This is a genomic window from Streptomyces sp. PSU-S4-23, assembly GCF_055632315.1.
The window spans coordinates 7,008,108-7,032,423 of record NZ_JBVMUU010000002.1 but is presented as its reverse complement, the minus strand read 5'-3'; the positions used below and the strand labels follow the sequence as shown (position 1 = coordinate 7,032,423).

The window sequence follows — 24,316 nt, the reverse complement described above, 5'->3', positions numbered from 1 at the left end:
ATGGAGAACAGCCATGGCCGACACTCTCGAGCCGATGCCCGACGACTGGTCCCGGGCGCTCGCGGTGGTCGCACACCCGGACGACATGGAGTTCGGCTCCTCCGGCGCGGTCGCCGCCTGGACCACGGCGGGCAAGAGCGTCGGCTACCTCCTCGTCACCCGTGGAGAGGCCGGGATCGAGAGCATGAGCCCCGCGGAGGCCGCCAAGGTGCGCGAGGACGAACAGCGGGCCAGTGCCGCGGTCGTCGGGGCGGACCCGGTGGAGTTCCTCGACCACACCGACGGGGTCGTCGAGCACGGCCCGCGGCTCCGCCGTGACATCGCCGCCGCCATCCGCAGGCACCGGCCGGAGCTCGTCATCACCTGCAACCACCACGACACCGCCATCGGCGGCGGCTGGAACACGGCCGACCACCGCAACACGGGCCGGGCCGTCCTGGACGCCGTGGCGGACGCCGGAAACCGCTGGATCTTCCCGGATCCGGAGCACGAGCCGTGGCAGGGCGTCCGCTATGTGGCCATCGCCTCCTCGCCCCGGCCCACCCATGCCGCCGACGTCGGTGCGCACCTCGACGCCGCGGTGGCCTCGGTGCAGGCGCATGCCGCCTATCTGGCGGCGCTGGGACCGCGGTTCGCGGATGTGCGCGGCCCGCTCACCGCCTATCTGCGGGCGACCGGCAAGCGCGCCGGGGTCGAGGCCGCGGTGCCGTTCGAGCTCCTGGTCCGCTGACGCCGGCTCAGCGGGGCGAGGCCCGTACACGGCGTGTACGGGCCTTCGGCGGGGCCGTCGCCCGCTCAGCGCAGGGGCGTACTGCGCTGATGCGGTATCAGCAGCGTGTCCTGGATGCTGGCCGGGCGGAACAGCCGGTCCCACTTCCCGCCGCCCTTGCTGCTGTGCACCCGCTCGGCGCCGTACACGTCCGCGGCCATGCGGCCGGACCGGTCGAACTCGGTGAGCGCCCGGTAGTCCGCGAGGGTGCGCAGATGGATCAGCCAGTGGATGCGGTCCTGCTGCCCGAAGGTCTCCTCGTACAGCATCGAGGTCACCCGGCCGGCGAGTTCCTGGTTCACGTGCCCCTGCCAGTTGAACGCGAACTGCCTGCCCTCCTCGCGGAACTGGTAGAGCACCTCGGCGCTGCGCATCACGATCGCCCCGGCGTTGGCCGAGTTGAGCTGCAGCTCGGCCGGCTGGCTGAGCTGGGCGCCCGCCGGCGGGACGAACGTCCCGGTGTCCTCGTGGGCGTGCTCCTCCTGGACCAGGCCGTGCTGGCCGAGCAGGATGCGCTCCCGCAGCGAGCCGTAGGTGAACATCCGCTCCCAGTTGCCGCCTCCCTTGGCCTGGGGGAGACGGTCCTCGCTGGTCGCGATGTCGAGGTACTTGTCGTCGTGCTCGACCATGTCGAGGAGCTTGCTGTAGTCGTTGGGGGCCTTCATCTGGATCAGCCAGTGCAGCCGGTCCCGGGTGCCGAAGACCTCCTCGTAGCAGAAGGTCGTGCAGATGCCGAGCTGCGCCTTGTTGATGTGGTCCAGGAGGTCCACGCTCCACTGCCGGCCCTCGGCCGAGAACACGTACTCCAGCTGGCCGGTGCGGTGGATGATCATCCCGGCGTTGGCCGAGTGCAACAGGTCCTCGGGCGGGAGCGAGGTCTGGTCCAGCGCGGTGGGGACCGTGTGCGCGGTGGCCCGGGTGGGTTCGGTGACGGTCATGGGATGCTGCCCTCTCGTCGGCTCACCCCGTTCTAGGGGATGGGGAGACGGGGCAACCGCCCACTATTGAGCGTCAGGCCGCGCCCTTCTTGGCGGCGGCGAGGATGTCGACGACGGTGTGGAAGTAGCGCGTCGTCGCGTCGCGCCCGAGGTGCCGTTCCTGGAATCCCTTGGCGGCGGGCGCCCTGCCGTTGATGAGGTACCAGACCACGAACGCCTCGTACGCGGTGGTGTGGATGACCTCCATGTCCTTCTTCGGGGAGAGCAGCGGAAGCTCCATCGCCGGATCGATCCGCTCGGTCGTGAACACCACGCAGCAGCGCATGTCGGAGGTGACGGTGATGTCCTTGAACGGGTCGAGCGCGATGAGGTCCTCCACCTCCGGAACGGTGCGCAGACAGACCGCGACCTCGTAGCCGAGGACCTCCCGCAGATGGGTGCTGATGGTGGTGCTCAGCACCGCCCGGTCCTCCTCGTCGGTTTCGAAGAAGACGTTCCCGCTCTGGATGTGGCTGCGCACCGAGTCGAAGCCCATGTCCCGGAACAGGCCCCGGAGATAGTCCATCTTCACGGAACGGCCGGGGACGTTCATGCCTCGCAGAAACGCGATGTAGAGCAACACCATCACCCTATCCGTGGGGACCCTGGTCGTGGGCCGCACCAGTGTAGCCGCGGCCCCGCCGCCGGGGGTTGCTCAACTTTGGGCAGCGGGGCCCCACCCGTCCTGGGAGTCTCCTGCGCACCGGACACGTGCCAGAGAGGACCAGACGTGCGTCTGAAGCGAACGCTCACCGCCACCGCGGTCGCAGCCGCCACCGCCGCCCTGCTCACCACCGCCGCCGTGGCCGATCCCCCCGCCGCGTCGAGGAGCTCGCACCGGACGGTCACCGTGGCTCAGCGGCCGGCCCTCCCCGCCGGCCTCCCGGGCTTCCCCGTCACCCTTCCCGGCATCCCGCCCGGAGGGACGTTCGGGGAGGACGAGATGCTCGACTGGTACGGGTGCACCGGCAAGAACAGGTCGCCCGCGATCACATGGCACGGCGCGCCCTCCGGGACCAGGAGTTACCTGATCTCCCTGTTCGACGTCGACTCCGAGACCTCCAGCGGTTTCTGGCACTGGTCCGTCTGGAACATCCCGGCGAGCACCCACGCGCTGCCCGCGGGTGCCGGCACACCGGGCGACCCGGGCCTGCCGGCGCCCGCCGTGCTCGGCCGGAGCGACTTCGGGACGACCGGATACGGCGGCGCCTGCCCGCCCCCCGGGGACCGCCCCCACCGGTATGTGTTCACCGTGGCCGCGCTGGACACCGCCGACCTCGGGATACCCCAGGACCTGCCCATGGCCGCGGTCAACGTCGTCATGCGCGAGCACGCCCTGGCCGCGGGCTACCGCACGGTGGTGTTCGGCCGCTGACCCGCCCCACGGCACACCGCCGTACCCAGGGCCTCAGCCCGTGCCGTCGACCGTCTCCAGGGGGCGCGCCCGCCAGGCCGCCCAGTCGGCGCTGATCGCGCTCGCGGTCCGCAGGAGCAGCGGCAGATGGTGCTCGACGAGGGTCTCCACCGTGGTCTCCGCGGCGTGGGCGTTGACGTTGACGGCGGCGACGACGTTCCCGTCGCCGTCCCGCACCGGGGCGGCGACGGAGCGGATGCCGAGCGCGAGGTCCTGGTCGGTGACCGCCCAGCCCTTGGCCCGGACGTCGCGCAGCACGGCGTCGATCTCGTCGCGCCCGGGCGTCCAGCGCGGGGTGACGCCGGATCTGCCGGGCTCGGCCAGGACCTTGTCGAGCTCCTCGCGGGAGAGGGTGGCCAGCAGGACCTTGCCGAGTGAGGTCTGCAGTGCGGGGAAGCGGGTGCCGATGGTGACGGCGAGCGCGACCAGCTTCGGCACCGCGACACGGGCGACGTAGACGATGTCGGAGCCGTCGAGCTGGGCGATGGAGCAGGACTCGCCGGTCTGCGCGACCAGTTCACGCAGGTGGGGGCGGGCGAGCTCCCACAGGTTCTTCGAGCCTATGTACGCCGTGCCGAGGTCGAGCACCCGGGGCGTGAGCGAGAAGCCCCGCTCCCCGGACCGGACGTAGCCGAGCTGCTCCAGCGTGATGAGGATCCGCCGGGCGGTGGGCCGGGCGAGGCCGGTGGCGGTCGCGATCTCGCTCAGTGTCATCGATTCCGTGCCGGGCCGGAAGCAGCGCAGTACGTCCAGCCCCCTGGCGAGGGCCTCGATGAACTCGGGATTTCCGTCTCGGCGCATACGCCAAGGCTATCGGACGGACATCGGTCCGGCATCACCCCTCTGATCTCACCTGCGCAAGGGCCTTGATTGAATCTCGAACTTACGGCAGATTGACCGCTGTGCGGACAGTCGTCCGGACGCAGTCGTGCAGGCCGGATCAAGGAGGATTCCATGGCCTTCGTGACGGAGGAGAACCTCACCGACCTCGCGGAGAAACGCTGGGCCACCGCCCATTCGCCCAGGCTCGCCGAGCTCATGACGGCGCTGGTGCGGCATCTGCACGCGTTCGCCCGCGAGGTCCGTCTCACCGAGGACGAGTGGACGGCCGCGGTCGAATGGCTCGCCGCGACCGGCCGGATCAGCGACGACAAGCGCCAGGAGTTCATCCTCGCCTCCGACGTGCTCGGTCTGAGCACCCTGGTCGTCCAGCTCAACAACCGGTTCTCGGCGCGCGCCACGCCGGCCACGGTCCTCGGCCCGTTCCACATCGACGGTTCCCCGACGGCGCCGTACGCCTTCGACATGTCCGACGGCATCCAGGGCATCCCCCTGTTCGTGACCGGCCGTGTGCTCGACGTCCACGGCGCCCCGCTGCCCGACGTCGTCCTGGACGTCTGGCAGGCCGACGCCGACGGCGCCTACGAGGCCCAGCTACCGGAGGTCGACGAGGCGCGGCTGCGCGCCAAGTACCGCACCCGGGCCGACGGAACCTACTGCGTGCGCACCATCGCGCCGCTCGGCTACGCGATCCCGATGGACGGCCCGGTCGGCGACCTCGTCCGCAGGACCGGCATCAGCCACTTCCGGCCCGCGCACATCCACTTCCTCATCGACCACCCCGGCCACGACAGGCTCATCACCCATCTGTTCCGTGAGGGCTCCGACTACCTCGACAGCGACGTCGTGTTCGGCACCAAGGACGAACTGGTCGTGGAGTTCGCCGAGAAGCCGGCCGGCGACTGCCCCGGCGGGGGCACCATCGGGGAGCCCTACCTGCACGCCGAGTACGACTTCGTGCTCCAGCCGTCCGGCACCGACGGGACACCGTCGTGACCTTCGGGCTGCTCCTGCTCAGGCTGCTGCTCGCCGCGCTGCTGTGCGGCCACGGCACCCAGAAGTTGTTCGGCTGGTTCGGCGGCGCGGGCCCCGACGGCACCGCCGTCGTCTTCGAGCGGTGGGGCTTCGTCCCCGGCCGGCGGATGGTGCTCGTCGCGGGCGCGGCGGAACTCACCGGGGCCGCGTCCGTCGCGGCCGGACTCCTGACGCCCGGCGGCTGCGCCGTCGTCGTCGGGACGATGACCGTCGCCGCCGTGGCGAGCTCTCCCAACGGCTTCTGGGCCCAGCAGGGCGGCTGCGAAGTCCCCTTCTGGTACGGCGCGGTGGCGGCGGTCCTCGCCTTCACCGGCCCGGGCGGCTGGTCGCTCGACCACGCCGCCGGACTGGACGGTCTCGACGGCTACGGGTGGGGAGGCGGGGCGCTGGCGCTCGGCCTCGCCGCGGCCGCCGTCCCGCTGACCCTCCGTTCCCGGGTGCTGCGCGCCCGCCCACAGAACACAACGAGGTGACCACATGACGATCAACGACCCACGGCCGGACGAGCTCACCGCCGGGCGCCCCATCCTCTTCCGCGACGCGACCGTGCTGAGCATGGATCCCGCCATCGGCCTGCTCGACCGCGGCGACGTCCTGGTCCGCGGGGAGCGGATCGAGGCCGTCGGACGGAACCTCGAGGCACCTCGGGACGCGGCCGTGGTGGACGCCTCCGGCGGCATCCTCATGCCGGGCATGGTCGACACCCACCGGCACATGTGGCAGACGGCGCTGCGCGGCCTCGGCGCCGACTGGACGCTGTCGCAGTACTTCGTCTTCTACTACCTCAACTGGGGCAAGATCTTCCGCCCCGAGGACATCCACGCGGGCAATCTGCTGTCGGCCGTCGACGCGCTCGACTCGGGCGTGACGACGACGGTGGACTGGTCGCACGGCCTGCAGACACCCGAGCACGGTGACGCCGCGGTCGAGGCGCTGCGCTCCGTACCGGGCCGCTTCGTGCTCGCCTACGGCAACCTGCTCGGCGCCCCCTGGGAGTGGGCGAACGCCCCGGAGTTCCGGTCGTTCGTGGACCGGCACTTCTCCTCGCGCGACGACATGCTCGGCCTCCAGCTGGCCTTCGACGTCACGGGCGACGAGACGTTCCCGGAGAAGGGGGCGTTCGAGGCGGCCCGCGAGCTGGGTCTGCGCGTGACCACGCACGCCGGGGTCTGGGGCGCGACCGGCGACGACGGCATCCGGCTCATGTGGGACCACGGGTTCATGACGCCCGACGTCACCTACGTGCACTCGGCCACCCTCAGCGAGGACTCCTACCAGCGGATCGCCGCCTCCGGCGGCACCGTGTCGGTGTCGGCCGAGAGCGAGCAGAACGCCGGGCAGGGCTACCCGCCCACCTGGCGGCTGCGGCGGTACGGCATCCCCGCGTCGCTGTCGATGGACACCAGCGTCTGGTTCAGCGCCGACCTCTTCTCCGCCATGCGCGCCACGCTGTCGGCCGACCGCGCACGCGACCACCTGGAGGCCCACGCGGCCGGCGAGACGGTGGTGCACCACAAGCTGCGCGCACAGGACGTCGTCGAGTGGGCCACCATCGGCGGGGCCCGGGTGCTCGGCCTCGACGACCGGATCGGCTCGCTGACGCCGGGCAAGAAGGCCGACCTCGTGCTGATCAGGAACGACCGGGACCCGGCCATGTTCCCGCTCCTGCACCCCTACGGGCACGTGGTCTACCAGGCCGGGCGCGCCGACGTGGACACCGTGCTCGTGGGCGGCACGGTGGTGAAGTACCGGCACGAACTGGTCGGCGTGGACGTGCGGCGGGCGCGCGACGCCGTGGCGGCCACCGTCGAGTACGCGCGCGGCACGCTGGGCGAGGACGCCTGGCGGGAGGCGATGGAGCCCGAGATACCGCAGCGCGAGCTGATCCCGAACCCCTACACCTACAGCACGTACCGCGGTGAGGGCGTGGCCGTGCGGCACGAGGAGTCGTAAGTGATGAGCGGTGGTGCCCGCGGGCCGCTGGACGGACTGCTGGTGGCGGACTTCTCGCGGATCCTCGCGGGACCGTACGCGACGATGCTGCTGGCGGACCTCGGCGCCGACGTCGTGAAGGTCGAGTCTCCCGGAGGGGACGACACACGCACCTGGATGCCCCCGGTGCGGGACGGCGTGTCGACCTACTACCTGGGGATCAACCGCGGGAAGCGGTCGATCGCGCTCGACTTCCGCGACGCGGAGGACGCGCGCCTGGCCAGGGCCCTGGCCCGGCGCGCGGACGTGGTGATCGAGAACTTCAAGCCCGGCGGACTCGCCGGATACGGTCTGGACCACGCCTCGGTGAGCGCCGCCAACCCGGGCGTGGTGTACGCGTCGATCAGCGGGTTCGGGTCGGGCCCCGGACGGCGGGTCCCCGGCTACGACCTGATGGTGCAGGCGATCTCCGGGCTGATGAGCCTCACCGGTGACCCCGCGGGGCCCCCGTACCGGGCCGGGATCTCGGTCTTCGACGTGATGGCCGGCAATCACGCGGCCATCGGCATCCTCGCCGCGCTGCGGCACCGCGACACCACCGGCCGGGGCCAGCTCGTCGAGGTGAACCTGCTGTCCTCGGCACTGACCGGACTGGTCAACCACAGCTCGGCGTACGTCGCCGGCGGCACCGTGCCGTACCGCATGGGCAACGCCCACCCCAGCGTCTTCCCCTACGAGCCGCTGCCGACGGCCGACCAGGACCTGATCGTCACCGCGGCCAACGACGGCCAGTTCCGCAGGCTGTGCGAGGTACTGGGCATCCCCGAGGTCGCCGACGACCCCCGCTTCCGGCGCAACGCCGACCGCACCCGGCGCCGCGAGGAGCTCCGGCCGGTCCTGGTGGAGCGGCTCAGGACGCGCGGCGCGCTGGAGTGGTTCGACCTCCTCGTCGACGCCGGTGTGCCGTGCGCGCCGATCAACACCATCGACGGAGGGTTCGCGATGGCCGAGCGCTTCGGGCTCGAACCCGTCGTGGAGGTCGGCGAGGGGGACCGGGCGGTGCCCACCACACGGCACCCCATCCGCTTCTCCGAGACGCCCGCGGCCTACCGGCTCCCTCCGCCGGAACTCGACGAGCACGGTGCGGAACTGCGCAAGTGGCTGCAGAACGACCGGGAGGACGGCGATGCCTGAGTACCCGACGGCGCTCGGCGCGTCGTCGCTGGACCGGATCACCCTGCTCGGCCAGGACCTCGCCGCCGATGTCATGGGCGAGGTGGGCTTCGGCGAGCTGGCGTTCTGGCTCGCCACGCAGCGCCGCCCGAAGCCGGGTGAGACCCGGGTGTTCGAGGCCGTGCTGGCCGCGCTCGCCGACCACGGGTTCACCCCGACCGCGATCGCCGCCCGGCTGACCTATCTGTCGGCTCCCGACTCCGTCCAGGGGGCGCTCGCCGCCGGGCTGCTCGGCGGCGGCTCGCGCTTCCTCGGTGTCACCGAGGACTGCGGCCGGTTCCTGCACGACGTCCTGTCCACCGTGGCGGGCGCCCACCCGGACGACGAGGAGGGCTGGGACGAACTCGCCCTCGCCGCCGTGCGGTCCGCGCGGGAGGCCGGCAGGTTCGTCCCCGGGCTCGGGCACCACGTCCACAAACAGGGGGATCCGCGCACCGCGAGACTGTTCGAGATCGCCGCCGAGGAGGGGCTCTTCGGCCCGCATCTGTCGCTGTTCGCGGCCATCGGCCGGGTCCACCCCGAGGTGCTGGGCCGGACGCTGCCGCTCAACGGCGCGGGCGTCTGCGGCGCCGCGCTCGCCGACCTCGGCCTGCCGCTGGAGCTGCTGCGCGCCTTCGCGCTGCTCGCCCGCACCGCCGGGCTCATCGGGCAGCTCGCCGAGGAACTGCGCAACCCCGTGGCGAACGACATCTTCCTGTCGGTGGACCTCAACAACCGGTCCGTGCCGCCGCGGCCGTACGGCACGTAGCGGTCGGCGCCGCGCCCGAGGAAGGCGGCCCGGACCGCTCGCAACCGGTCCGGGCCGCCGCCCTGTCACCACCACCCGGCCCGGGCGGGGTGGCGGTCCCCCGGGCCGTACGGGCACGGTCACCCGGGCCGCACGCACACGGTCACCCCACCCGCACGGGCTCCTGGCCGAAGTCGGCGTGGAACCGCCTGGTGTGGTCCACGTACCGCGCGGGGCCGGTCAGCGTGACCGTCGCCGTCAGCCGCGGGGCGGTGCTGGAGGCGGCCAGGCGCAGCTCCAGCTCCCCCGGCTCGACCACGCGCCGCCCGTCGCGTCCGGTGAAGGAGGCGAGGTCGGCCGGCACGGTCACGCTCACCCGCCGCGCCTCGCCGGGGGCCAGCGGCACCCGGGTGTAGCCGATCAGGCGCTGCACCGGCTGGACGACCGAGGCGACCGGGTCGTGCAGGTACAGCTGCACCACCTCGGTGCCGTGCCGCTCCCCCGTGTTGCGGACCGTGAACGCCAGCCGGAACGCACCGTCCGTGCCGGTCTCCTTCTCGTCGACCGCGAGGCCGCTCCAGGCGAAGTCCGTGTAGGACAGGCCGTGCCCGAAGCCGAAGGCCGCGGTCGGGTCGATGTTGGACACCTCGCTCGCCTGGGCGAGCCGCGCGCCGAGATACGTGGCGGGCTGGGCGTCCGGCCCCCGCGGCACGCTGACGGGCAGCCGTCCGGAGGGGTCGGTCCGGCCGCTCAGCACGCCCGCGAGGGCGGTGGTGCCCTCGACGCCCGGGAAGAAGGACTGCACGATCGCGGCGGCCTCCGTGACGGCGCGGCCGAGCGCGTACGGCCGTCCGGCGAGCAGCACCGTCACCACCGGCGTACCGGCGTCCAGGACCGCGTCGAGCAGCTCCTGCTGGGCGCCGGGCAGCGCCAGTGAGGCGGCGTCGCAGCCCTCGCCGCTGGTGCCGCGGCCGAACAGTCCGGCACGGTCGCCCAGCACCGCGAGGACGATGTCGGCCTCGCGCGCCGCACGGACGGCCTCGGCGATCTGGGAGGTGTCGCCGTCGTCGATCCCGGTGCCGCGCGCCACGGTGACCTCGGCGCCGGGGAACTCGCGTGCCACGGCCTCCCGCAGGCTGGGCAGTTCGATCCCGGCCGGGGTGCCGGGGTGGTGGACGCCGACGTGGAGGGGGAAGGAGTAGCAGCCCAGCACGGCGGCGGGCTCCTCGGCGTTGGGGCCGACCAGGGCGATGCGGCGCGGCCGGCCGAGCGGCAGGGTGCCGTCGTTGGCGAGCAGCACCACCGCCCGCTCGGCCACCTCACGGGCCAGCTCCCGGTTGCCGGGCGTGTCCAGGTCCACCGTGCCGCGCAGTGCGTCCGGGTCGTCCAGGTCGGCGCCGGCGAGCGCGGGCGGCACCGGGCTGAAGTCCGCGTCGAGCAGGCCGAGCCGGGCCTTCTCGGCGAGCACCCGGCGCAGGGCGCGGTCGATGAGGGCCTCGGGCACCCGGCCGGCGGTGACGGCCTCGACGAGGGGCGCGCCGAACGTCTTGACGGTGGGCAGTTCGACGTCGACGCCGGCATGGAGCGCGGCGCCCGCGGCGCCCGCCCAGTCGCCCGCGATCCCGTGCAGGGTCCTGAGGAAGGCGATGCCGAAGTAGTCGGCCACGACGGTGCCTTCGAAGCCCCACGTGTCGCGCAGCAGTCCGGTCAGCAGTTCCTCGTCGGCCGCCGCGGGCACGCCGTCGGTGTCGTTGTAGGCGGACATCACGGACCGTGCGCCGCCCTCGCGCAGGGCCATCTCGAACGGCGGGAGCAGGATGTCGGCCACCTCGCGCGGACCCATTTCCACCGGCGCGAGGTTGCGCCCGGCGCGCGATGCCGAGTAGCCGACGAAGTGCTTGAGCGTGGCGATGACGCCTGCGGACTGCAGTCCCCGCACGTATGCCGTGGCGACGCTGCCCACGAGGTACGGGTCCTCGCCGATGGTCTCCTCGACGCGGCCCCAGCGGGGGTCGCGGACCACGTCGAGCACGGGCGCGAGGCCCTGGTGCACGCCCACGGACCGCATGTCCCGGCCGATGGCGGCGGCCATCCGGTGGATCAGGTCCGGGTCGAAGGTGGCTCCCCAGGACAGCGGGACGGGGTAGGCGGTGGCCTTCCAGGTCGCGAAGCCGGCCAGGCACTCCTCGTGCGCGACGGCGGGGATGCCGAAGCGGTTGGCCGAGACGATGCGCGCCTGGGTGCGCAGCAGGGACAGCGCGCCGAGCGCGGGGTCGACGGGGGCGGTGCCGAAGGGACGGGTGAGCTGGCCGAGTCCGGCCGGCAGGAGGCTGTCGAGGTCGACGGCCTCCTCCATGTCGTGCTGGTGGGGGGCCACTTCGCCGCCCTCGTCGGATGCGCCGACCCAGACACCGTAGAGCTGGGCGATCTTCTCCTCAAGGGTCATGGCACCGATCAGGGCGGACACCCGGGTGCCGATGTCGCGGGCGGGATCGTTCCAGACAGGGGTTTCGGGGGTGGTCTCAACTGCCACGTTGGCGGTCACTTTCCTCCGACGCCCATGAGGCCCTGGATGAGGGCGCGACGGGCGAACAGGTAGACGAGCAGGACGGGCACCATGGACAGCACGACGGCCGCCAGCAGCCCGGGGATGTTGATGCCGTGTTCGGTTTGGAAGTTGTACAGCCCCAGGGTGATCACCTTGGTGGCGTCGGACTGGGTCAGGACCAGGGGGAACAGGAAGCCGTTCCACGCCTGGAGCGCGGAGAAGACCACGATGGTGGACAGTCCGCCCCGGGAGAGCGGGAGCACCAGCTGGAAGAACATCCGCCGGGGGGTGGCGCCGTCCATGGCCATGGCCTCGAACAGCTCGGGGGAGATGTCCCGCATGGCGCCGCTGAGGATCAGCGCCGACATCGGCAGGCAGAAGGCGGCGGTCGGCAGGATGACACCGACAAGGTTGTCATAGAGGCCGGCCTCGCTGATCAGGTAGAACATCGGGACGATCACGGCCTGCGCCGGGATGGCGAGTCCGAGCAGGAACAGCCGGAAGACCTGCGAGGTGATCCTGCTGCGGCTGCGCACGATCGCGTAGGCGAGCGGCGGGACGAGCAGCAGCACCAGGCCGACCACGCACACGGTGACGACCAGCGTGTTGAGGAAGTACCGGCCGAAGCCCGAGTCGAAGGCGCTGCTGTAGTTGTGGAAGGTGAAGTGGTCCGGGAAGGACAGCGGCCCGTTCCTGGCGTAGTCCGACTGGGGCTGCACCGTCGCCACGACCATCACGTACAGCGGCAGCCCGACCACGAACAGCCAGAGAAGCGAGGCGAATCCGGCCAGGTGGTTGGGGCGCCGCCTCATGACAGACCCTCCATGTCGCTGCGCATCTTGTCGTAGCCGGACACCCGCACGACGATCAGCGAGATGACCGTGGCCGCGACGACCAGCACGAGGGCGATGGCGGCGCCGGCGCCGAAGTCGAAGCTCTTGAACGCCTTTTGGTACATGTAGTACGCGCTGATCGTGGTGTCCGTGCCCGGTCCGCCCTGGGTGAGGATCAGGACCGTCTCGAACGTGGTGAGCCCTCCGACGATCATGATGATCATCGAGGTGATGACCGAGTTGCGCAGCTGCGGCAGGGTGATGTGGAAGAACTGGCGGTAGCGCCCCGCGCCGTCGATCTCGGCCGCCTGGTACAGGACTTCGGGGATCGCGCGGGCGGCGCCCTGGTAGATCAGTGTGTGGAACGGCGTGTACTGCCAGGTGCTCACGAAGGCCAGCACACCGATCGCGGTGGCCTGCCTGCCGAACAGGTTGCCGTCACCGAACAGCCAGGTGGCCTGAGCCGGAATGCCGAAGTTGGGGTCGAGCAGTGCCCGCCACACCACCGACACGGCGGTGGCGGACAGCAGCAGCGGGATGAAGTAGATGACCGACAGCACCGCGCGGTTGCGCTGGTGTCCGGCGGCCCAGACGCCGAGCAGGATGCTCAGGGGGGTCTGGACGACGACGCCGAGGACGGTGACCAGCAGGGTCAGCCAGATGCTCTGGATCATCACCGGGTCGTCGAGGACCCGGTTCCAGTTGTCCATGCCGACGAACCGGGGTGAGCCCAGGCCGTTCCAGCTCATGAAGGACAGCACCGCCACCATGACCAGCGGGGCGATGGCGAAGACGGCGAAGAACACGGTGGCGGGGACGGCCCAGACGAAGCCGGGGCGTCCCACGCGGGCGGTGTAGGAGCCCTCCGGCCGTCGCCGGGCCGCCTTCCGGGGCCCGGCGACGGTGGGAACGCTCGTCGTTTCTGTGGTCATGAGGGGTTCATTCGGTGGGGAGGGCCTGCATGGCCTTGATGAAGCCGTCGGCGTCGATCTGGCCGTCGAAGAACTGCTGCACCGCCTGGTGCATCGCCGTGCTGGCCGACTGCGGGTAGGCCTGGTCCCAGGACAGCTGGAACGACGGGGCCTGCTTCACCATGTCGTACTGGAAGTGCGAGTACGCGGGGCTGGCGGAGGCGCTGTCGATGAACGTCCCGGCGTTGGTCGTGGTCGGCAGGTTGCCGATGGCCAGCGACGCCTTGGCGAACTCGGCGGAGTACATGAGCTTCAGGAACCTGGCGATGGCCTCGGGGTGCTTCGCCTTCTTCATGACCGAGTAGAAGTTGTTGGTGTTGCCGACGATGTCGGCCGGGTCGCCCTTGCCGCCCGCGATGGTGGGGAAGGTGCTGTAGCCCAGTCCCTTCTCGGCGAACTCCTTGGCGTCCTGCTGCTGCTGGGAGTAGTACCAGGAGCCCATCAGCTCGAAGCCGGCCTTGCCCCTGGAGACCAGTGCCACCGACTGGCCGTTCGTGTACTTCACGGAGTCGAACTTGGTGCCGAAGGCGCCTGCGTCGACGAGCTGCTTGAGCATGCCCAGCGCCTTCTTGCTGTCCGGGCCGGCCCAGGCGCTCTTGTCGCCGCCGAGGGCCTTCTGGAACAGTTCCGGCCCCGCGACACGGTCGTAGACGTACTCGAACCACATCAGCGTCGGCCACTGGTCGCCGCCGCCGAGAGCGATCGGGGTCTTCCCCTTCTCCTTGAGCTTCTTGACCACGGCGAGCAGGTCGTCCCACGTCTTGGGCGGCTGCACTCCGGCGTCGGCCAGCACGTTCTTGTTGCTGAAGAGCAGGACCGGCTGGGTACCGCGCATCGGGATGCCGTAGTGCTTGCCGTCGACGCTCGCGCTGTCGAGCACCGTGGGCAGGAAGTTGGACTTCAGGCCCGGGTCCTTCGCCATGAGGTCGTCCAGCGGCAACAGCAGGCCGGCCTTGACGAACGGCTTGATGCTGCCGCCGCCCCAGTTGAAGAAGACGTCGGGGGCCTGCGGGGTGTTGATGATCGTCTGCAGCTTCTGCTGGTAGTCCGCGCCCGGGATGGTGTCGAGGACGACCTTGACGTCGGACGTCTTGTTGAAGGTGTCGACGATCTGCCGCTCGACCTTGTTGCTGGCGTCTCCGTAGACGAGGACGTGGATCTTCCCGTCGTCCGACGATCCCCCGCCGGTTCCGCTCCCGCATGCCGAAAGGCTCAGCGCCAGGGCGAGTGTCACACCACCGGCGAGCAAACGGGGCACCCGCGCACGTATCTTCATCGTCTACCTTTCGAAAGTTTCGGCAGCATTGCCGAAAGTCGCTGCTGTCGGACAGTAAGGGAGGCACCCCAGGGGGTCAACGGGCGTGCACGCGCGCGACCAAACCGTTACCGGCGGCTCGTGCCCTATCCTTCGGACATGCGCGAAAACGACGAGGCGGACGGCCGGGTGACCCTGGCCGCAGTGGCCAGACAGGCCGGCGTGTCGCTGTCAACGGTTTCGAAAGTCCTCAACGGCCGTTCCGATGTCTCCGAGGCGACCCGCACCAAGGTCGAACAGCTTCTGGACAACCACGGGTACCGACGCCGGGCCCAGGGCGCGCCCCAGGCGCCGCTCATCGAACTGGTCTTCCACGAGCTGGAGAGCATCTGGGCGATGGAACTCATCCGCGGCGTGGAGAACGTCGCGAAGGACAACAAGGCGAGCGTGGTCCTCACCGAGAGCGGCACCCGGCACGCGCCCGCGCCCGACTGGATCGAGGGGGTCCTGCGGCGCCGGCCGCTGGGCGTGGTCCTGGTCTTCTCCGCCCTCCCGGACAAGGTGAAGAAGCAACTGAGGTCGCGGGCCATCCCGTTCGTCATCGTCGACCCGGCCGGCGACCCCGACCCGGACGTGCCGTCCGTCGGCTCGGCCAACTGGGCCGGCGGCCTGGCGGCCACCCGCCATCTCACCGACTACCAGCACGAGCGCATCGCCATCATCACCGGCCCCGACGACATGATGTGCTCCCTCGCCCGGCTCGACGGCTACCGCTCGGCCATGGCGATGGCGGGCCTGGAGGTCGATCCGCGCCTCGTGCGCTACGGCGACTTCCATGTGCAGGGCGGCTTCGAGCACGCCATGGACCTGCTGGAGGGCCCGGACCGGCCGACCGCCATCTTCGCCGGCAGCGACCTGCAGGCGCTCGGCGTCCTGGAGGCGGCGCGTCTGAAGGGCCTGAGCGTGCCGGAGGACCTGTCGGTCGTCGGATACGACGACGTGCCGCTCGCCCAGTGGTCGAGCCCCGCGCTGACCACGGTCCACCAGCCGCTGCGGCAGATGGCCGAGGAAGCGGCCCGGATGCTGCTGCGCCCCCGCGACGCCGGCACGTCCGCCCTGCGCATCGAACTCGCCACCCGCCTGGTGGTACGGCAGAGCACCGCACCGCCGAAGGGTGCCTGAGCACTCCGCGGGCGCGGTGCGCACGCTCATGCGGCAGGGCCGCTCATGAGGCTCAGCCCATGAACGGCCCTGGACCCGGTTCGCGGGACGCGCGGCTCAGGTGTAGATGATCCGGGCGCCGGCGGCGCGCTCGTAGAACTCGCCGACCGTGATGATGCCCTGGACCTGCTCGATCAGGTCGTCCTTGTCGAGTTCGAACAGGTCCACCGACGCCTTGCAGGCGTAGATGCCCGCGCCGGTGTCGGAGATCATCTCGATGAACTCGGGGATCGGCGGGATGTCGAGCTTGTCCATCTTGCGTTCCATGTAACGGGTGAGCAGGTCCGGCATGCCGGGCAGACCGCCCAGCAGGGTCGGCAGATGGAGGCCGGGGTTGCCGACGGTGGCCAGCTTGATGTGCTCCCAGCGCCTCTTCGTGATCGCGTCGAGGCCGAAGAACGTGAAGAACAGGTCGGCCTCGATCCCCTCGGCGCGGGCGCCGTTGGCCATGATCAGGGCCGGGTAGATCCCTTCCAGGGACCCCTTGGACACGATGACCGAGACCTTCTCGATCGTGCCGGTGGCGGCCATGGCAGGTGCTCCTTCGGTTTGCGGCGGACGGGTCAGATGCAGCCACGCGGCTTGGGGATCCCGGCGACCTTCGCGGCGGTCTTCGCCGGCCCCTTGGGGAAGAGCTGGTACAGCTCCTTGACGCTCACGCCGGAGGTCTTGCCGAGCACCCGCACGGTCGGCCCGGTGCCCTTGGCGGCGTATTCCGCGCGCATGAAGCGGATGACCTTCCAGTGCTGCTCGGTCAGCGCCTCGATGCCGGCCTCGCGGGCGATCTGCTCGGCCATGGGCTCGGTCCAGCGGTCGGGGTCGGTGAAGAAGCCCTCGTCGTCGACCGGGACGGTGGTGTCGGCGTAGATGGCGGTGGGCATGATGGTGTCCTTCCCGGGATCAGGCGGAGGTGCGGGTCTTGCCGTGCTCGGGCATCGCCGAGCCGATGCCGGGCAGTTCCCGGCCGGGCAGCAGGCTGTGCCAGTACAGCCACTCGAAGGCGAGCTTGCCGAGGTGGTTGGCGTGCGACTCCTTCAGAAGCGGCAGGCCGACCAAGGCCGGGAAGTGTCCGGGCAGCGGCTCGGTGTCGTAGTTGAAGTCGATGAGCAGGGCCTTGTGGTGGCCGGTCTCGACGAAGCAGTTGGCGTGCCCGTCGAAGGAGCCGTCCAGCGGGCGTCCGGCGAGGAAGGCGCCGATGTTGTGCACCAGCACCTCGCCCTCGAAGTGGGCCACCGAGCCGGCCTTGGAGGCGGGCAGTCCCGCCGCGTCCCCGATGGCGAACACCTCGGGGCGGTCGGGGTGCTGGAGGGTGTGCGGGTCCACGGGCACGAAGCCGAGTTCGTCGCCCAGGCCCGGGGAGCGCCCGACGTACTCCGCGCCGCCGTGCAGCGGGACGACGACGGCCAGGTCGAACGGAACCTCGCGCTCGTCGTAGGACACCAGGCGGCCGCCCGTCCCGTCGACCTCGCCGAGGGTGAACTCGGTGACCAGTTCGACGCCCTTCTCCTCCAGCAGGCCACCGAGCGCCTTGGCCGCGACCGGCTTGGTGAAGGCGGCGTCGAGCGGGGTGACGTAGCTCAGCCGGACACGGTCGCGGATGCCCAGCCGCTGGAAGTACCAGTCGGCGAGGAAGGCGAACTCCAGGGGCGCGACGGGGCACTTGATGGGCAGGTCGGCCACGTCGATCACGATCCGGCCGCCGTCGAAGCGCTCCAGCGCGTGGTGCAGGCCGATGGCGCCGGGCAGGTCGTAGAAGGTGAAGACGTTCTCGCCCCAGCCGGGACCGGTCAGCCCCTCCGTCTCCTCCGGCAGCAGCCTGGCCCCGGTCGCCACCACCAGCACGTCGTAGCGGACCCAGCCGCCCGCCGTGAAGTACACCGTCCGCGCGTCCAGGTCCACCCGGTCGATCCCCGCCCGCCGGTAGTCGATGCCGGTGTGCAGTTGCTGCGGCCGGGAGCGGACCAGGTGCCGCGGCTGGGCGAGCCCGAAGGGCACGAACAGCAGTCCCGGCTGGTAGATGTGGTCGTCGTCCTGGTCGACGACCGTGATACCGCAGTCGCGTTCGTCGTACATCCGGCGCAGCCGGTTGGCCGTGAGCGTGCCGGCGGTACCGCCTCCGAGAACCACTATGTGTTTGCCCATGCCTCCACTGTCGTCAGGACGGTGAGGAGGCGTCAGGGTCCGGTGGTCCCCGCTCCGGTACCGGTAGGGGTATCCCGGGAGGGCCGGATGCGGATGTCCGCAGGTCCGAGGCGGCCCCAGGGGTGACCGGGGGGGCACTGTCACTCATATGCAGCGAATAGTCGCTTATGCGTGTAAATGATGTGAATACTGAGAAGACAGTGACCGTGAGCCAGCCGATGGAGCGAGGAGCGAGCGTGAGCCACCCCGCCCCCACGCCCGGTAGGGCGCCCCACGCACGTTCCGCGTTCGACCAGGCATGCGCGGTGGCGGACGCCGTCCTCTACGAGGGCTACCTGCTGTACCCGTACCGGAGGTCGTCGCCCAAGAACCGGGTGCGATGGCAGTTCGGCATCCTCGCCCCGCGCGCCTGGGCGGAGGCGCGCGGCCCGGTGGCCCCGGGCGTCTCGGGTTCCGTCGAGACGTGGCAGCAGCAGACCGAGTGCGTGCTGCGGGCGGAGCCGGATGCCGTGGTGCGCGTGCGCGTGCGCTATCTGCAGGTGCAGCACCGCGGCGTGGAGCGCCGGACCGGCGAGGGCCGGTACGAGCCGGTGGAGTCCCTCTCGGCCGGCGGGGAGGTGCACCTGGCCTTCGACGAGGCGGTCCCCCGCGAGCACGACCTCGCCGTCCCGCTGGCCGCGCTCCTGCCGGGGGACCGGGAGTTCCCGGTCGGCGCCCCCGGCGGCCTGGTGACCGATGCGCTCCCGGGCGGGGTGGGGCGCCTGGTGCGCCGGTGCCACCCGGTCGAGGCGCGGACGACGCTGCACGCCCAGCGGCTCGACGACTCCGGCTCCCTGTACCGGCTGCGGGTGCGCACCGAGAACACCGGGCGGTCCACGGCGCCCGGAGCCGGCCGCGAGGAGGCCCTGCGCCATGCGCTCGTCGCGGCGCACACCCTCCTCGGCGGCGACGGTGTGCGGTTCTTCTCCGCGATCGACCCGCCCGACGAGGTGGCCGCCCATGTGCGGGACAGCGTCAATCTGCACACCTTCCCGGTGCTCGCCGGCGCGGAGGGGTCCGACGGCCTCGTGCTGTCGGCGCCGATCATCCTCCCCGACCATCCGCAGGTGGCGCCGGAGAGCCCCGGCGATCTGCACGACGCCGCGGAGATCGACGAGATCCTGACCCTGCGCACCCTCCTGCTGACGGACGACGAGAAGCGTGAGGCGCGGGCGACCGATCCGCGGGCCGCGCACATCCTGGACCGGGTCGAGACCATGCCGTCCGAGGTGTTCGCCCGACTGCACGGAGCGATCCGTTCCCTCGCTCCCGCCGGGGCTCCGGCCGGTGCGCCCGCGTCCGGGCCCGTCCCCTGCGCGGTCCCCCGCGTCCCGGAGGGACCGCAGCCCGGGGACGGGACGGCGCACGAGGAGGCCGTCCCCCGGCGCGTGTCGGTCGCATGGTGGCAGGAGGGCGGCGGCGACGAGGGCCTGTCACCGGCCACGGACAGCGTCCTGGTCGACGGGGTCGCGCTGGCGGGCGGCAGCCGGGTGCTGCTGTGTCCGCGCGGCCGGGGAGCCGACGCACAGGACATGTTCCTGGCCGGCCGCTCCGCCCGGGTGGCGGCCGTCCACCACGACGTCGACGGGAGCGTGCACCTCGCCGTGACGCTCGAGGACGATCCCGCGGCCGAACTCCACAGCTGGTACGGCCGCTACCTCTACTTCCGCCCGGACGAGGTGCGGCCGTCGGCCGTGGAGCCGGACGAGCGGCCGGCCCGCGTCCCAGACGAGGAAGGGTGCGATGGACGCCATCGAGTTGCTGAAGCATGACCACCGGATGATCGAACAGTTGTTCCGCGACTACGGGATCGCGGCCTCCGGCGCCCAGCGCCGGGCCGTGGTCGAGACGCTGGTCCGCGAGCTGTCCAAGCACGCGGCGCTGGAGGAGCTGATGGTCTATCCGCTGGCCAGGAGGGTTCTCCCGGACGGCGAAGGAGAGATCCAGGAGCACCTGGCCCAGCACCAGGCGGTCAAGGGGACCCTCCTGGCCCTGGACAAGCTGTCCGCCGGCGACGAGCGCACGGACGAGCTCATGGAGCGCCTGCGCCGGCAGATCGGCGAGCACGTGCGCGAGGAGGAGGACGAACTGCTGCCGAGAGTGCGCGAGGCGGTCGACCAGAAGGAGCTGGACGAGCTGGGGCAGCTCCTCGCACGGGCCAAGCAGGCCGCCCCCACCCGCCCGCACCCCAACGCGCCGGACCAGCCTCCGGCGCTGACGCTCGTCGGCCCGGTGGCCGCGGCATACGACCGGCTCCGGGACCGACTGCAAGGGAGGCCGAAGACATGACCGTTGAAAGCGGTACCACGGAAGTCAGCCAACAGCCCGCAGGGGCTTCGGACAGGGGCGGTTTCGACGAGATCCATGTCCTGTGGATCTCGGAGGGCATGAGCTGCGACGGCGACACGGTGTCGATGACGGCGTCCGGCCAGCCGGCGATCGAGGACATCGTCCTCGGCCTCGTGCCGGGCCTGCCGAAGGTCCACCTGTACAACAAGGTGCTCTCGCCCAGCGAGGGAGGCGAGGACTTCCTCACGCCCTTCCGCGCCGCGGCCCGCGGCGAACTGGCCCCGTTCATCCTCGTCATCGAGGGGTCCGTCCCCAACCAGAACATCATCGAGGGCGACGGGTTCTGGACGTCGTTCGGCAACGACCCGGACACCGGGGAGCCGCTCACCCTCAACTGGTGGCTGGACCACCTCGCCCCCAAGGCATGGGCGGTCGTCGCCGTCGGCACGTGCGCCGCCTACGGCGGGATCCATGCGATGGCGGGCAATCCCACCGGCTCCATGGGCCTGTCCGACTATCTGGGCTGGGACTTCAAGTCGCAGGGCGCGCTGCCGGTCGTCAACGTGCCCGGCTGCCCGATCCAGCCGGAGAACTTCATGGAGACGCTGACCTGGCTGCTCCACCATGCGGCCGGGTCCGCGCCGCCGCCCCCGCTCGACCACATGCTGCGTCCGCAGTGGCTGTTCGGGAAGACGGTCCACGAGGGCTGCGACCGGGCCGCGTACTACGAGCAGGGCGACTTCGCGAAGGACTACAACTCGCCCAAGTGCCAGGTGAAGGTGGGCTGCTGGGGCCCGGTGGTGAACTGCAACGTGCCCAAGCGCGGCTGGATGTCGGGCGTGGGCGGCTGCCCCAACGTCGGCGGTGTCTGCATCGGCTGCACGATGCCCGGCTTCCCGGACGCCTTCATGCCGTTCATGGACGAGCCCACCGGCGGCACCCTGTCCTCCGCGATCATCAGGCCCTACGGCGCCGTCATCCGCCGTCTGCGCGGCATCACCAACATCGCCGTGAACCGGGAGCCCAAGTGGCGCCACAACCGGGACAAGGTGACCAGCGGCTACGACCCGTACTGGCGCCCCTGAAGCACGCAAGGCGCCCCGCACCACGCACCGGTGCCCCCCGCAGCACGCCCATGCACAGAGAGCGAGGCAGGAACGACCATGACGGCAACCGCGGCGCGGCCCACGGAGCGCAAACCGGCGCAACTCGTGGACATGTCCTGGGATCCGATCACCCGGATCATCGGCAATCTCGGCATCTATACGAAGATCGACTTCGCGAACCGCGAGGTGGTGGAGTGCCACAGCACCTCGTCGCTCTTCCGGGGCTACTCCGTGTTCATGAAGGGGAAGGACCCGCGCGACGCGGGTTTCATCACCTCCCGCATCTGCGGCATCTGCGGGGACAACCACACCACGTGCTCCAACTACGCCCAGCAGATGGCCTACGGCGTCAAACCACCGAAGCTGGCCGACACCATCGTCAACCTGGGCGAAGCGGCCGAGTACATGTTCGACCACACCATCTTTCAGGACAACATGGTGTTCGTCGACTTCTGCGAGGCCATGGTCAAGGCCACCAACCCCGGCGTGCTGGCCCGGGCCGAGCGCACCGAGGCCCGGGGCGGCCGCATCCACGGCTACCGGACCGTCGCCGACATCATGCGCGCCTACAACCCGTTCGAGGGCGAGGTGTACAAGGAGTCCCTCAGGATCAGCCGGGTCACCCGGGAGATGTTCTGCCTGATGGAGGGGCGCCACGTCCATCCGTCCACGCTGTACCCCGGCGGGGTCGGCACCATGCCCGAGCCGACCACCTTCACCGACTACCTCTCGCGGCTGCTGCGGGTCATCGACTTCGTGAAGCGGGCCGTCGCCATGAACGACGACGTCTTCGACTTCTTCTACGAGGCACTGCCCGGCTACGAGGAGGTGGGGCGCCGGCGGACCCTGCTCGGCTGCTGGGGCGCCTGGCAGGACCCGGACGTGTGCGACTACCGCTACGAGACGATGGGCGACTGGGGCCGTGCCATGTACGTCACCCCGGGCATCATCGTGGACGGCAAGCTCCTGACCAACGACCTCGTCGACATCAACCTGGGCATGAGGATCCTGCTGGGCAGCTCCTACTACGACGACTGGGCCGCCGAGGAGCCGTTCGTCACCCACGACCCGCTCGGCAACCCGGTCGACATGCGCCACCCCTGGAACCAGACCACGGTCCCGGTGCCCCAGAAGCGCAACTTCGACGACAAGTACAGCTGGGTGATGAGCCCCCGCTGGTACGACAGGACCAGCGACCAGCACCTCGCACTCGACACCGGTGGCGGTGCCCTGGCCCGCCTGTGGTCGACGGCGCTCAACGGACTGGTCGACACGCCCTATGTGAAGGCCACCGGGCACAGCGTGCGGATCTCGCTGCCCAAGAGCGAGCAACTGCCCGAGATGACGCTGGAGTGGAAGATCCCCCAGTGGAGCAACACCATCGAGCGCGACCGGGCCCGGCCGTACTTCGTGGCGTACTCCGCCGCCATGGCCTTCTTCTTCCTGGAGCGGGCGATGGAGCACGTCCGCGCGGGCGACACCAAGATCTTCGAGAACTACGAGGTGCCGGACGAGGCGATCGGCTGCGGCTTCCACGAGGCGGTCCGCGGTGTCCTCTCGCACCACCTGGTCATCAAGGACAAGAAGATCGCGAACTACCACCCGTACCCGCCGACCCCGTGGAACGCCAGCCCGCGGGACGTCTACGGCACGCCCGGCCCGTACGAGGACGCCGTCCAGGGGCAGCCGATCTTCGAGGAGAACGGCCCCGACGACTTCAAGGGCGTCGACATCATGCGCACCGTACGCAGCTTCGACCCCTGTCTGCCCTGCGGTGTGCACATGTACGTCGGCAAGGGCAGGACGCTGACCACGACGCACTCGCCCACCTTCGGGGCAGTCCATGGCTGACACCGGGCGCCTGGACGAGGCGGCGGTCGCGGAGCGGCTGTCCCGCCTCGACCGGCTGCTGGAACAGATCGAGGGCGCTCCCGGCGCGATGACCGGCGCGGCGATCGAGGCGGTGCAGGCCCTGACCGAGCTCTACGGCGAGGCGCTGGCCCGGGTGCTGGACCACGCCGACGCCCGGCTCACCGACCGTATGGCCGGTGACGACCTCGTCGGCCATCTCCTGGTGCTGCACGGGATCCACCCGGAGCCGCCCGAGCGCCGGGCCGCCCGTGCCGTCGACCGCCTCCGGCCGGCGGTGCGCGAGCGCGGCGGGGACGTCGAACTGACGGGTGTGGAGGAGGGCGTGGCCCGTGTGCGGCTGTCCGCCAAGGGCTGCGGGTCCTCCTCGGCCGGGTTCGAGGACGCGGTCCGCGAGGCCGTGCTCGCCCTGGCCCCCGAACTGTCCGGCGTCGAGCGGGCGCCGTCGGCCGGCGGGCGGCAGGCCGCCTTCGTGCCCGTCGACACGGTCACCCTGCGGGCCGCTCCCGCCGGGAAGCGGTCATGACCTCCGGTGCGCTGGCCCGCGTCATCCGCTCCGCCGCCGGCCGGCGCCCGGACGCGGAGCGGTGCGACCTGTGCGGCGCTGACGTGCCGCCCGGGCACCGCCACCTGCTGGACACCGACCGCGAGGGCCTGCTGTGCGCCTGCCGGCCGTGCTCCCTCCTCTTCGCCGGCGGGGAAGCGGCGCAGGGCCGCTACCGGCTGGTGCCCCGGCGGCGGGTGCGGCTGCCTCCGGTCGGGACGCGGGCACTGGGCGTCCCCGTCGGGCTGGCCTACTTCGTGCCGCGCGGCGACGGCACCGTGACCGCGCACTACCCGAGCCCGGCGGGGGCCACCCGCTGGGAGGCCGAGCCACAGGCGTGGCGTGACGCGGTTGCGCACTGCCCGCCGCTCGCCGGCCTCGAACCCGATGTGGAGGCGCTGCTGGTCAACACCGCGCGCGCGGCGAAGCACCACTGGATCGTCCCGGTCGACGACTGCTTCCGGCTGGTCGCCGTCGTACGGCGGGAGTGGCGGGGCCTGTCCGGCGGGGGCCGGGTGTGGCCCGAGATCGAGCGGTTCTTCGCGGAACTGACCGAACGGCCGTAACGGACC

The 24,316-nt window shown here is 71.1% G+C and carries 24 protein-coding genes; 14 read left to right on the top strand and 10 right to left on the bottom strand.

Features of this window, described 5'->3' with window-relative positions:
* Positions 1 to 13: 13 nt before the first annotated feature.
* Positions 14 to 730 (top strand): PIG-L deacetylase family protein, encoded by a 717-nt coding sequence (locus ACZ79I_RS31995; protein WP_471501974.1) that lies wholly within the window; start codon positions 14 to 16, stop codon positions 728 to 730.
* 65 nt (positions 731 to 795) lie between these two features.
* Here ACZ79I_RS31995 and ACZ79I_RS31990 read toward each other — a convergent pair whose 3' ends face one another.
* Complete coding sequence (locus tag ACZ79I_RS31990) at positions 796 to 1,707, bottom strand: DUF6039 family protein (protein WP_471501972.1); 912 nt, start codon at positions 1,705 to 1,707, stop codon at positions 796 to 798.
* Positions 1,708 to 1,780: 73 nt separating this feature from the next.
* Complete coding sequence (locus ACZ79I_RS31985; protein ID WP_471501970.1) at positions 1,781 to 2,332, bottom strand: DUF1697 domain-containing protein; 552 nt, start codon at positions 2,330 to 2,332, stop codon at positions 1,781 to 1,783.
* Between the two features lie 144 nt (positions 2,333 to 2,476).
* On the opposite strand from ACZ79I_RS31985, the gene ACZ79I_RS31980 reads away from it, so the two are divergent.
* Positions 2,477 to 3,121 carry a YbhB/YbcL family Raf kinase inhibitor-like protein gene (locus ACZ79I_RS31980; protein ID WP_471501968.1) on the top strand — a complete coding sequence of 215 codons (645 nt, stop codon included), beginning with the start codon at positions 2,477 to 2,479 and terminating at the stop codon, positions 3,119 to 3,121.
* A 33-nt stretch (positions 3,122 to 3,154) separates the two neighbouring features.
* Here ACZ79I_RS31980 and ACZ79I_RS31975 read toward each other — a convergent pair whose 3' ends face one another.
* On the bottom strand, positions 3,155 to 3,961 hold the full coding sequence (locus ACZ79I_RS31975; protein ID WP_471501966.1) for an IclR family transcriptional regulator domain-containing protein: 807 nt from the start codon (positions 3,959 to 3,961) through the stop codon (positions 3,155 to 3,157).
* Between the two features lie 153 nt (positions 3,962 to 4,114).
* On the opposite strand from ACZ79I_RS31975, the gene ACZ79I_RS31970 reads away from it, so the two are divergent.
* From ACZ79I_RS31970 to ACZ79I_RS31950, 5 genes are read left to right on the top strand one after another with little or no spacing between them, the layout of a single operon-like run.
* Positions 4,115 to 4,996 (top strand): dioxygenase family protein, encoded by an 882-nt coding sequence (locus tag ACZ79I_RS31970; protein ID WP_471501964.1) that lies wholly within the window; start codon positions 4,115 to 4,117, stop codon positions 4,994 to 4,996.
* Positions 4,993 to 5,508, top strand: a complete 516-nt coding sequence (locus ACZ79I_RS31965; protein ID WP_471501962.1) for a DoxX family protein — start codon at positions 4,993 to 4,995, stop codon at positions 5,506 to 5,508. The genes ACZ79I_RS31970 and ACZ79I_RS31965 overlap by 4 nt, the downstream gene beginning before the upstream one ends.
* A 4-nt stretch (positions 5,509 to 5,512) precedes the next feature.
* Positions 5,513 to 6,988 carry an amidohydrolase family protein gene (locus ACZ79I_RS31960; RefSeq protein WP_471501960.1) on the top strand — a complete coding sequence of 492 codons (1,476 nt, stop codon included), beginning with the start codon at positions 5,513 to 5,515 and terminating at the stop codon, positions 6,986 to 6,988.
* A gap of 3 nt (positions 6,989 to 6,991) precedes the next feature.
* The gene (locus ACZ79I_RS31955; protein ID WP_471501958.1) at positions 6,992 to 8,161 is read left to right on the top strand and encodes a CaiB/BaiF CoA transferase family protein; all 1,170 of its coding nucleotides are present in this window, start codon (positions 6,992 to 6,994) and stop codon (positions 8,159 to 8,161) included.
* Positions 8,154 to 8,948 carry a citryl-CoA lyase gene (locus tag ACZ79I_RS31950; RefSeq protein ID WP_471501956.1) on the top strand — a complete coding sequence of 265 codons (795 nt, stop codon included), beginning with the start codon at positions 8,154 to 8,156 and terminating at the stop codon, positions 8,946 to 8,948. Before ACZ79I_RS31955 ends, ACZ79I_RS31950 begins: the two co-directional genes overlap by 8 nt.
* 142 nt (positions 8,949 to 9,090) lie before the next feature.
* On the opposite strand, the gene ACZ79I_RS31945 is transcribed toward ACZ79I_RS31950, so the two are convergent.
* The 4 genes from ACZ79I_RS31945 to ACZ79I_RS31930 are packed head-to-tail and all read right to left on the bottom strand — an operon-like array spanning position 9,091 to position 14,555.
* Entirely contained in the window at positions 9,091 to 11,472 is a 2,382-nt protein-coding gene (locus tag ACZ79I_RS31945) for a beta-xylosidase/alpha-l-arabinosidase (protein WP_471501954.1), read from the bottom strand.
* Positions 11,469 to 12,287, bottom strand: coding sequence for a carbohydrate ABC transporter permease (locus ACZ79I_RS31940; RefSeq protein ID WP_471501952.1), 819 nt, complete (start codon positions 12,285 to 12,287; stop codon positions 11,469 to 11,471). The genes ACZ79I_RS31945 and ACZ79I_RS31940 overlap by 4 nt, the downstream gene beginning before the upstream one ends.
* On the bottom strand, positions 12,284 to 13,240 hold the full coding sequence (locus ACZ79I_RS31935) for a carbohydrate ABC transporter permease (RefSeq protein WP_471501950.1): 957 nt from the start codon (positions 13,238 to 13,240) through the stop codon (positions 12,284 to 12,286). Before ACZ79I_RS31935 ends, ACZ79I_RS31940 begins: the two co-directional genes overlap by 4 nt.
* A gap of 7 nt (positions 13,241 to 13,247) precedes the next feature.
* Positions 13,248 to 14,555, bottom strand: a complete 1,308-nt coding sequence (locus ACZ79I_RS31930) for an ABC transporter substrate-binding protein (RefSeq protein ID WP_471501948.1) — start codon at positions 14,553 to 14,555, stop codon at positions 13,248 to 13,250.
* A 138-nt stretch (positions 14,556 to 14,693) separates the two neighbouring features.
* Between ACZ79I_RS31930 and ACZ79I_RS31925 the strand changes: the two genes are divergently transcribed.
* Entirely contained in the window at positions 14,694 to 15,716 is a 1,023-nt protein-coding gene (locus tag ACZ79I_RS31925) for a LacI family DNA-binding transcriptional regulator (RefSeq protein WP_471501946.1), read from the top strand.
* A gap of 96 nt (positions 15,717 to 15,812) precedes the next feature.
* Here the strand turns inward: ACZ79I_RS31925 and ACZ79I_RS31920 are convergent, their stop codons facing one another.
* Genes ACZ79I_RS31920 through sqr form a run of 3 tightly spaced genes read right to left on the bottom strand, consistent with a single transcriptional unit; the run spans position 15,813 to position 17,897 of the window.
* Positions 15,813 to 16,286, bottom strand: a complete 474-nt coding sequence (locus ACZ79I_RS31920; RefSeq protein WP_471501944.1) for a DsrE/DsrF/DrsH-like family protein — start codon at positions 16,284 to 16,286, stop codon at positions 15,813 to 15,815.
* 32 nt (positions 16,287 to 16,318) lie between these two features.
* Positions 16,319 to 16,636 carry a TusE/DsrC/DsvC family sulfur relay protein gene (locus ACZ79I_RS31915; RefSeq protein WP_471501942.1) on the bottom strand — a complete coding sequence of 106 codons (318 nt, stop codon included), beginning with the start codon at positions 16,634 to 16,636 and terminating at the stop codon, positions 16,319 to 16,321.
* A gap of 19 nt (positions 16,637 to 16,655) precedes the next feature.
* Positions 16,656 to 17,897, bottom strand: coding sequence for a type III sulfide quinone reductase, selenoprotein subtype (gene sqr / locus ACZ79I_RS31910; RefSeq protein WP_471501940.1), 1,242 nt, complete (start codon positions 17,895 to 17,897; stop codon positions 16,656 to 16,658).
* Between the two features lie 218 nt (positions 17,898 to 18,115).
* Between sqr and ACZ79I_RS31905 the strand changes: the two genes are divergently transcribed.
* From ACZ79I_RS31905 to ACZ79I_RS31880, 6 genes are all read left to right on the top strand, one after another.
* Positions 18,116 to 19,708 carry a hypothetical protein gene (locus ACZ79I_RS31905; RefSeq protein WP_471505334.1) on the top strand — a complete coding sequence of 531 codons (1,593 nt, stop codon included), beginning with the start codon at positions 18,116 to 18,118 and terminating at the stop codon, positions 19,706 to 19,708.
* Positions 19,680 to 20,225, top strand: a complete 546-nt coding sequence (locus ACZ79I_RS31900) for a hemerythrin domain-containing protein (protein ID WP_471501938.1) — start codon at positions 19,680 to 19,682, stop codon at positions 20,223 to 20,225. Before ACZ79I_RS31905 ends, ACZ79I_RS31900 begins: the two co-directional genes overlap by 29 nt.
* Positions 20,222 to 21,310, top strand: a complete 1,089-nt coding sequence (locus ACZ79I_RS31895) for an NADH-quinone oxidoreductase subunit B family protein (protein ID WP_471501936.1) — start codon at positions 20,222 to 20,224, stop codon at positions 21,308 to 21,310. The genes ACZ79I_RS31900 and ACZ79I_RS31895 overlap by 4 nt, the downstream gene beginning before the upstream one ends.
* Positions 21,311 to 21,388: 78 nt before the next feature.
* Positions 21,389 to 23,182, top strand: a complete 1,794-nt coding sequence (locus ACZ79I_RS31890) for a nickel-dependent hydrogenase large subunit (protein ID WP_471501934.1) — start codon at positions 21,389 to 21,391, stop codon at positions 23,180 to 23,182.
* The gene (locus ACZ79I_RS31885) at positions 23,175 to 23,726 is read left to right on the top strand and encodes a NifU family protein (protein WP_471501932.1); all 552 of its coding nucleotides are present in this window, start codon (positions 23,175 to 23,177) and stop codon (positions 23,724 to 23,726) included. The genes ACZ79I_RS31890 and ACZ79I_RS31885 overlap by 8 nt, the downstream gene beginning before the upstream one ends.
* Positions 23,723 to 24,310, top strand: a complete 588-nt coding sequence (locus ACZ79I_RS31880) for a DUF5947 family protein (RefSeq protein ID WP_471501930.1) — start codon at positions 23,723 to 23,725, stop codon at positions 24,308 to 24,310. Before ACZ79I_RS31885 ends, ACZ79I_RS31880 begins: the two co-directional genes overlap by 4 nt.
* Positions 24,311 to 24,316 lie beyond the last annotated feature (6 nt).

What these genes read in the sequence shown, in the direction of transcription:
- ACZ79I_RS31995 (WP_471501974.1), top strand. Translation starts at nt 14, where the DNA reads ATGGCCGACACTCTCGAGCCGATGCCCGACGACTGGTCCCGGGCGCTC.
- ACZ79I_RS31990 (WP_471501972.1), bottom strand. Translation starts at nt 1,707, where the DNA reads ATGACCGTCACCGAACCCACCCGGGCCACCGCGCACACGGTCCCCACC.
- ACZ79I_RS31985 (WP_471501970.1), bottom strand. Translation starts at nt 2,332, where the DNA reads ATGGTGTTGCTCTACATCGCGTTTCTGCGAGGCATGAACGTCCCCGGC.
- ACZ79I_RS31975 (WP_471501966.1), bottom strand. Translation starts at nt 3,961, where the DNA reads ATGCGCCGAGACGGAAATCCCGAGTTCATCGAGGCCCTCGCCAGGGGG.
- ACZ79I_RS31970 (WP_471501964.1), top strand. Translation starts at nt 4,115, where the DNA reads ATGGCCTTCGTGACGGAGGAGAACCTCACCGACCTCGCGGAGAAACGC.
- ACZ79I_RS31960 (WP_471501960.1), top strand. Translation starts at nt 5,513, where the DNA reads ATGACGATCAACGACCCACGGCCGGACGAGCTCACCGCCGGGCGCCCC.
- ACZ79I_RS31955 (WP_471501958.1), top strand. Translation starts at nt 6,992, where the DNA reads ATGAGCGGTGGTGCCCGCGGGCCGCTGGACGGACTGCTGGTGGCGGAC.
- ACZ79I_RS31950 (WP_471501956.1), top strand. Translation starts at nt 8,154, where the DNA reads ATGCCTGAGTACCCGACGGCGCTCGGCGCGTCGTCGCTGGACCGGATC.
- ACZ79I_RS31940 (WP_471501952.1), bottom strand. Translation starts at nt 12,287, where the DNA reads ATGAGGCGGCGCCCCAACCACCTGGCCGGATTCGCCTCGCTTCTCTGG.
- ACZ79I_RS31935 (WP_471501950.1), bottom strand. Translation starts at nt 13,240, where the DNA reads ATGACCACAGAAACGACGAGCGTTCCCACCGTCGCCGGGCCCCGGAAG.
- ACZ79I_RS31930 (WP_471501948.1), bottom strand. Translation starts at nt 14,555, where the DNA reads ATGAAGATACGTGCGCGGGTGCCCCGTTTGCTCGCCGGTGGTGTGACA.
- ACZ79I_RS31925 (WP_471501946.1), top strand. Translation starts at nt 14,694, where the DNA reads ATGCGCGAAAACGACGAGGCGGACGGCCGGGTGACCCTGGCCGCAGTG.
- ACZ79I_RS31920 (WP_471501944.1), bottom strand. Translation starts at nt 16,286, where the DNA reads ATGGCCGCCACCGGCACGATCGAGAAGGTCTCGGTCATCGTGTCCAAG.
- ACZ79I_RS31915 (WP_471501942.1), bottom strand. Translation starts at nt 16,636, where the DNA reads ATGCCCACCGCCATCTACGCCGACACCACCGTCCCGGTCGACGACGAG.
- sqr (WP_471501940.1), bottom strand. Translation starts at nt 17,897, where the DNA reads ATGGGCAAACACATAGTGGTTCTCGGAGGCGGTACCGCCGGCACGCTC.
- ACZ79I_RS31905 (WP_471505334.1), top strand. Translation starts at nt 18,116, where the DNA reads ATGGAGCGAGGAGCGAGCGTGAGCCACCCCGCCCCCACGCCCGGTAGG.
- ACZ79I_RS31900 (WP_471501938.1), top strand. Translation starts at nt 19,680, where the DNA reads ATGGACGCCATCGAGTTGCTGAAGCATGACCACCGGATGATCGAACAG.
- ACZ79I_RS31895 (WP_471501936.1), top strand. Translation starts at nt 20,222, where the DNA reads ATGACCGTTGAAAGCGGTACCACGGAAGTCAGCCAACAGCCCGCAGGG.
- ACZ79I_RS31890 (WP_471501934.1), top strand. Translation starts at nt 21,389, where the DNA reads ATGACGGCAACCGCGGCGCGGCCCACGGAGCGCAAACCGGCGCAACTC.
- ACZ79I_RS31885 (WP_471501932.1), top strand. Translation starts at nt 23,175, where the DNA reads ATGGCTGACACCGGGCGCCTGGACGAGGCGGCGGTCGCGGAGCGGCTG.
- ACZ79I_RS31880 (WP_471501930.1), top strand. Translation starts at nt 23,723, where the DNA reads ATGACCTCCGGTGCGCTGGCCCGCGTCATCCGCTCCGCCGCCGGCCGG.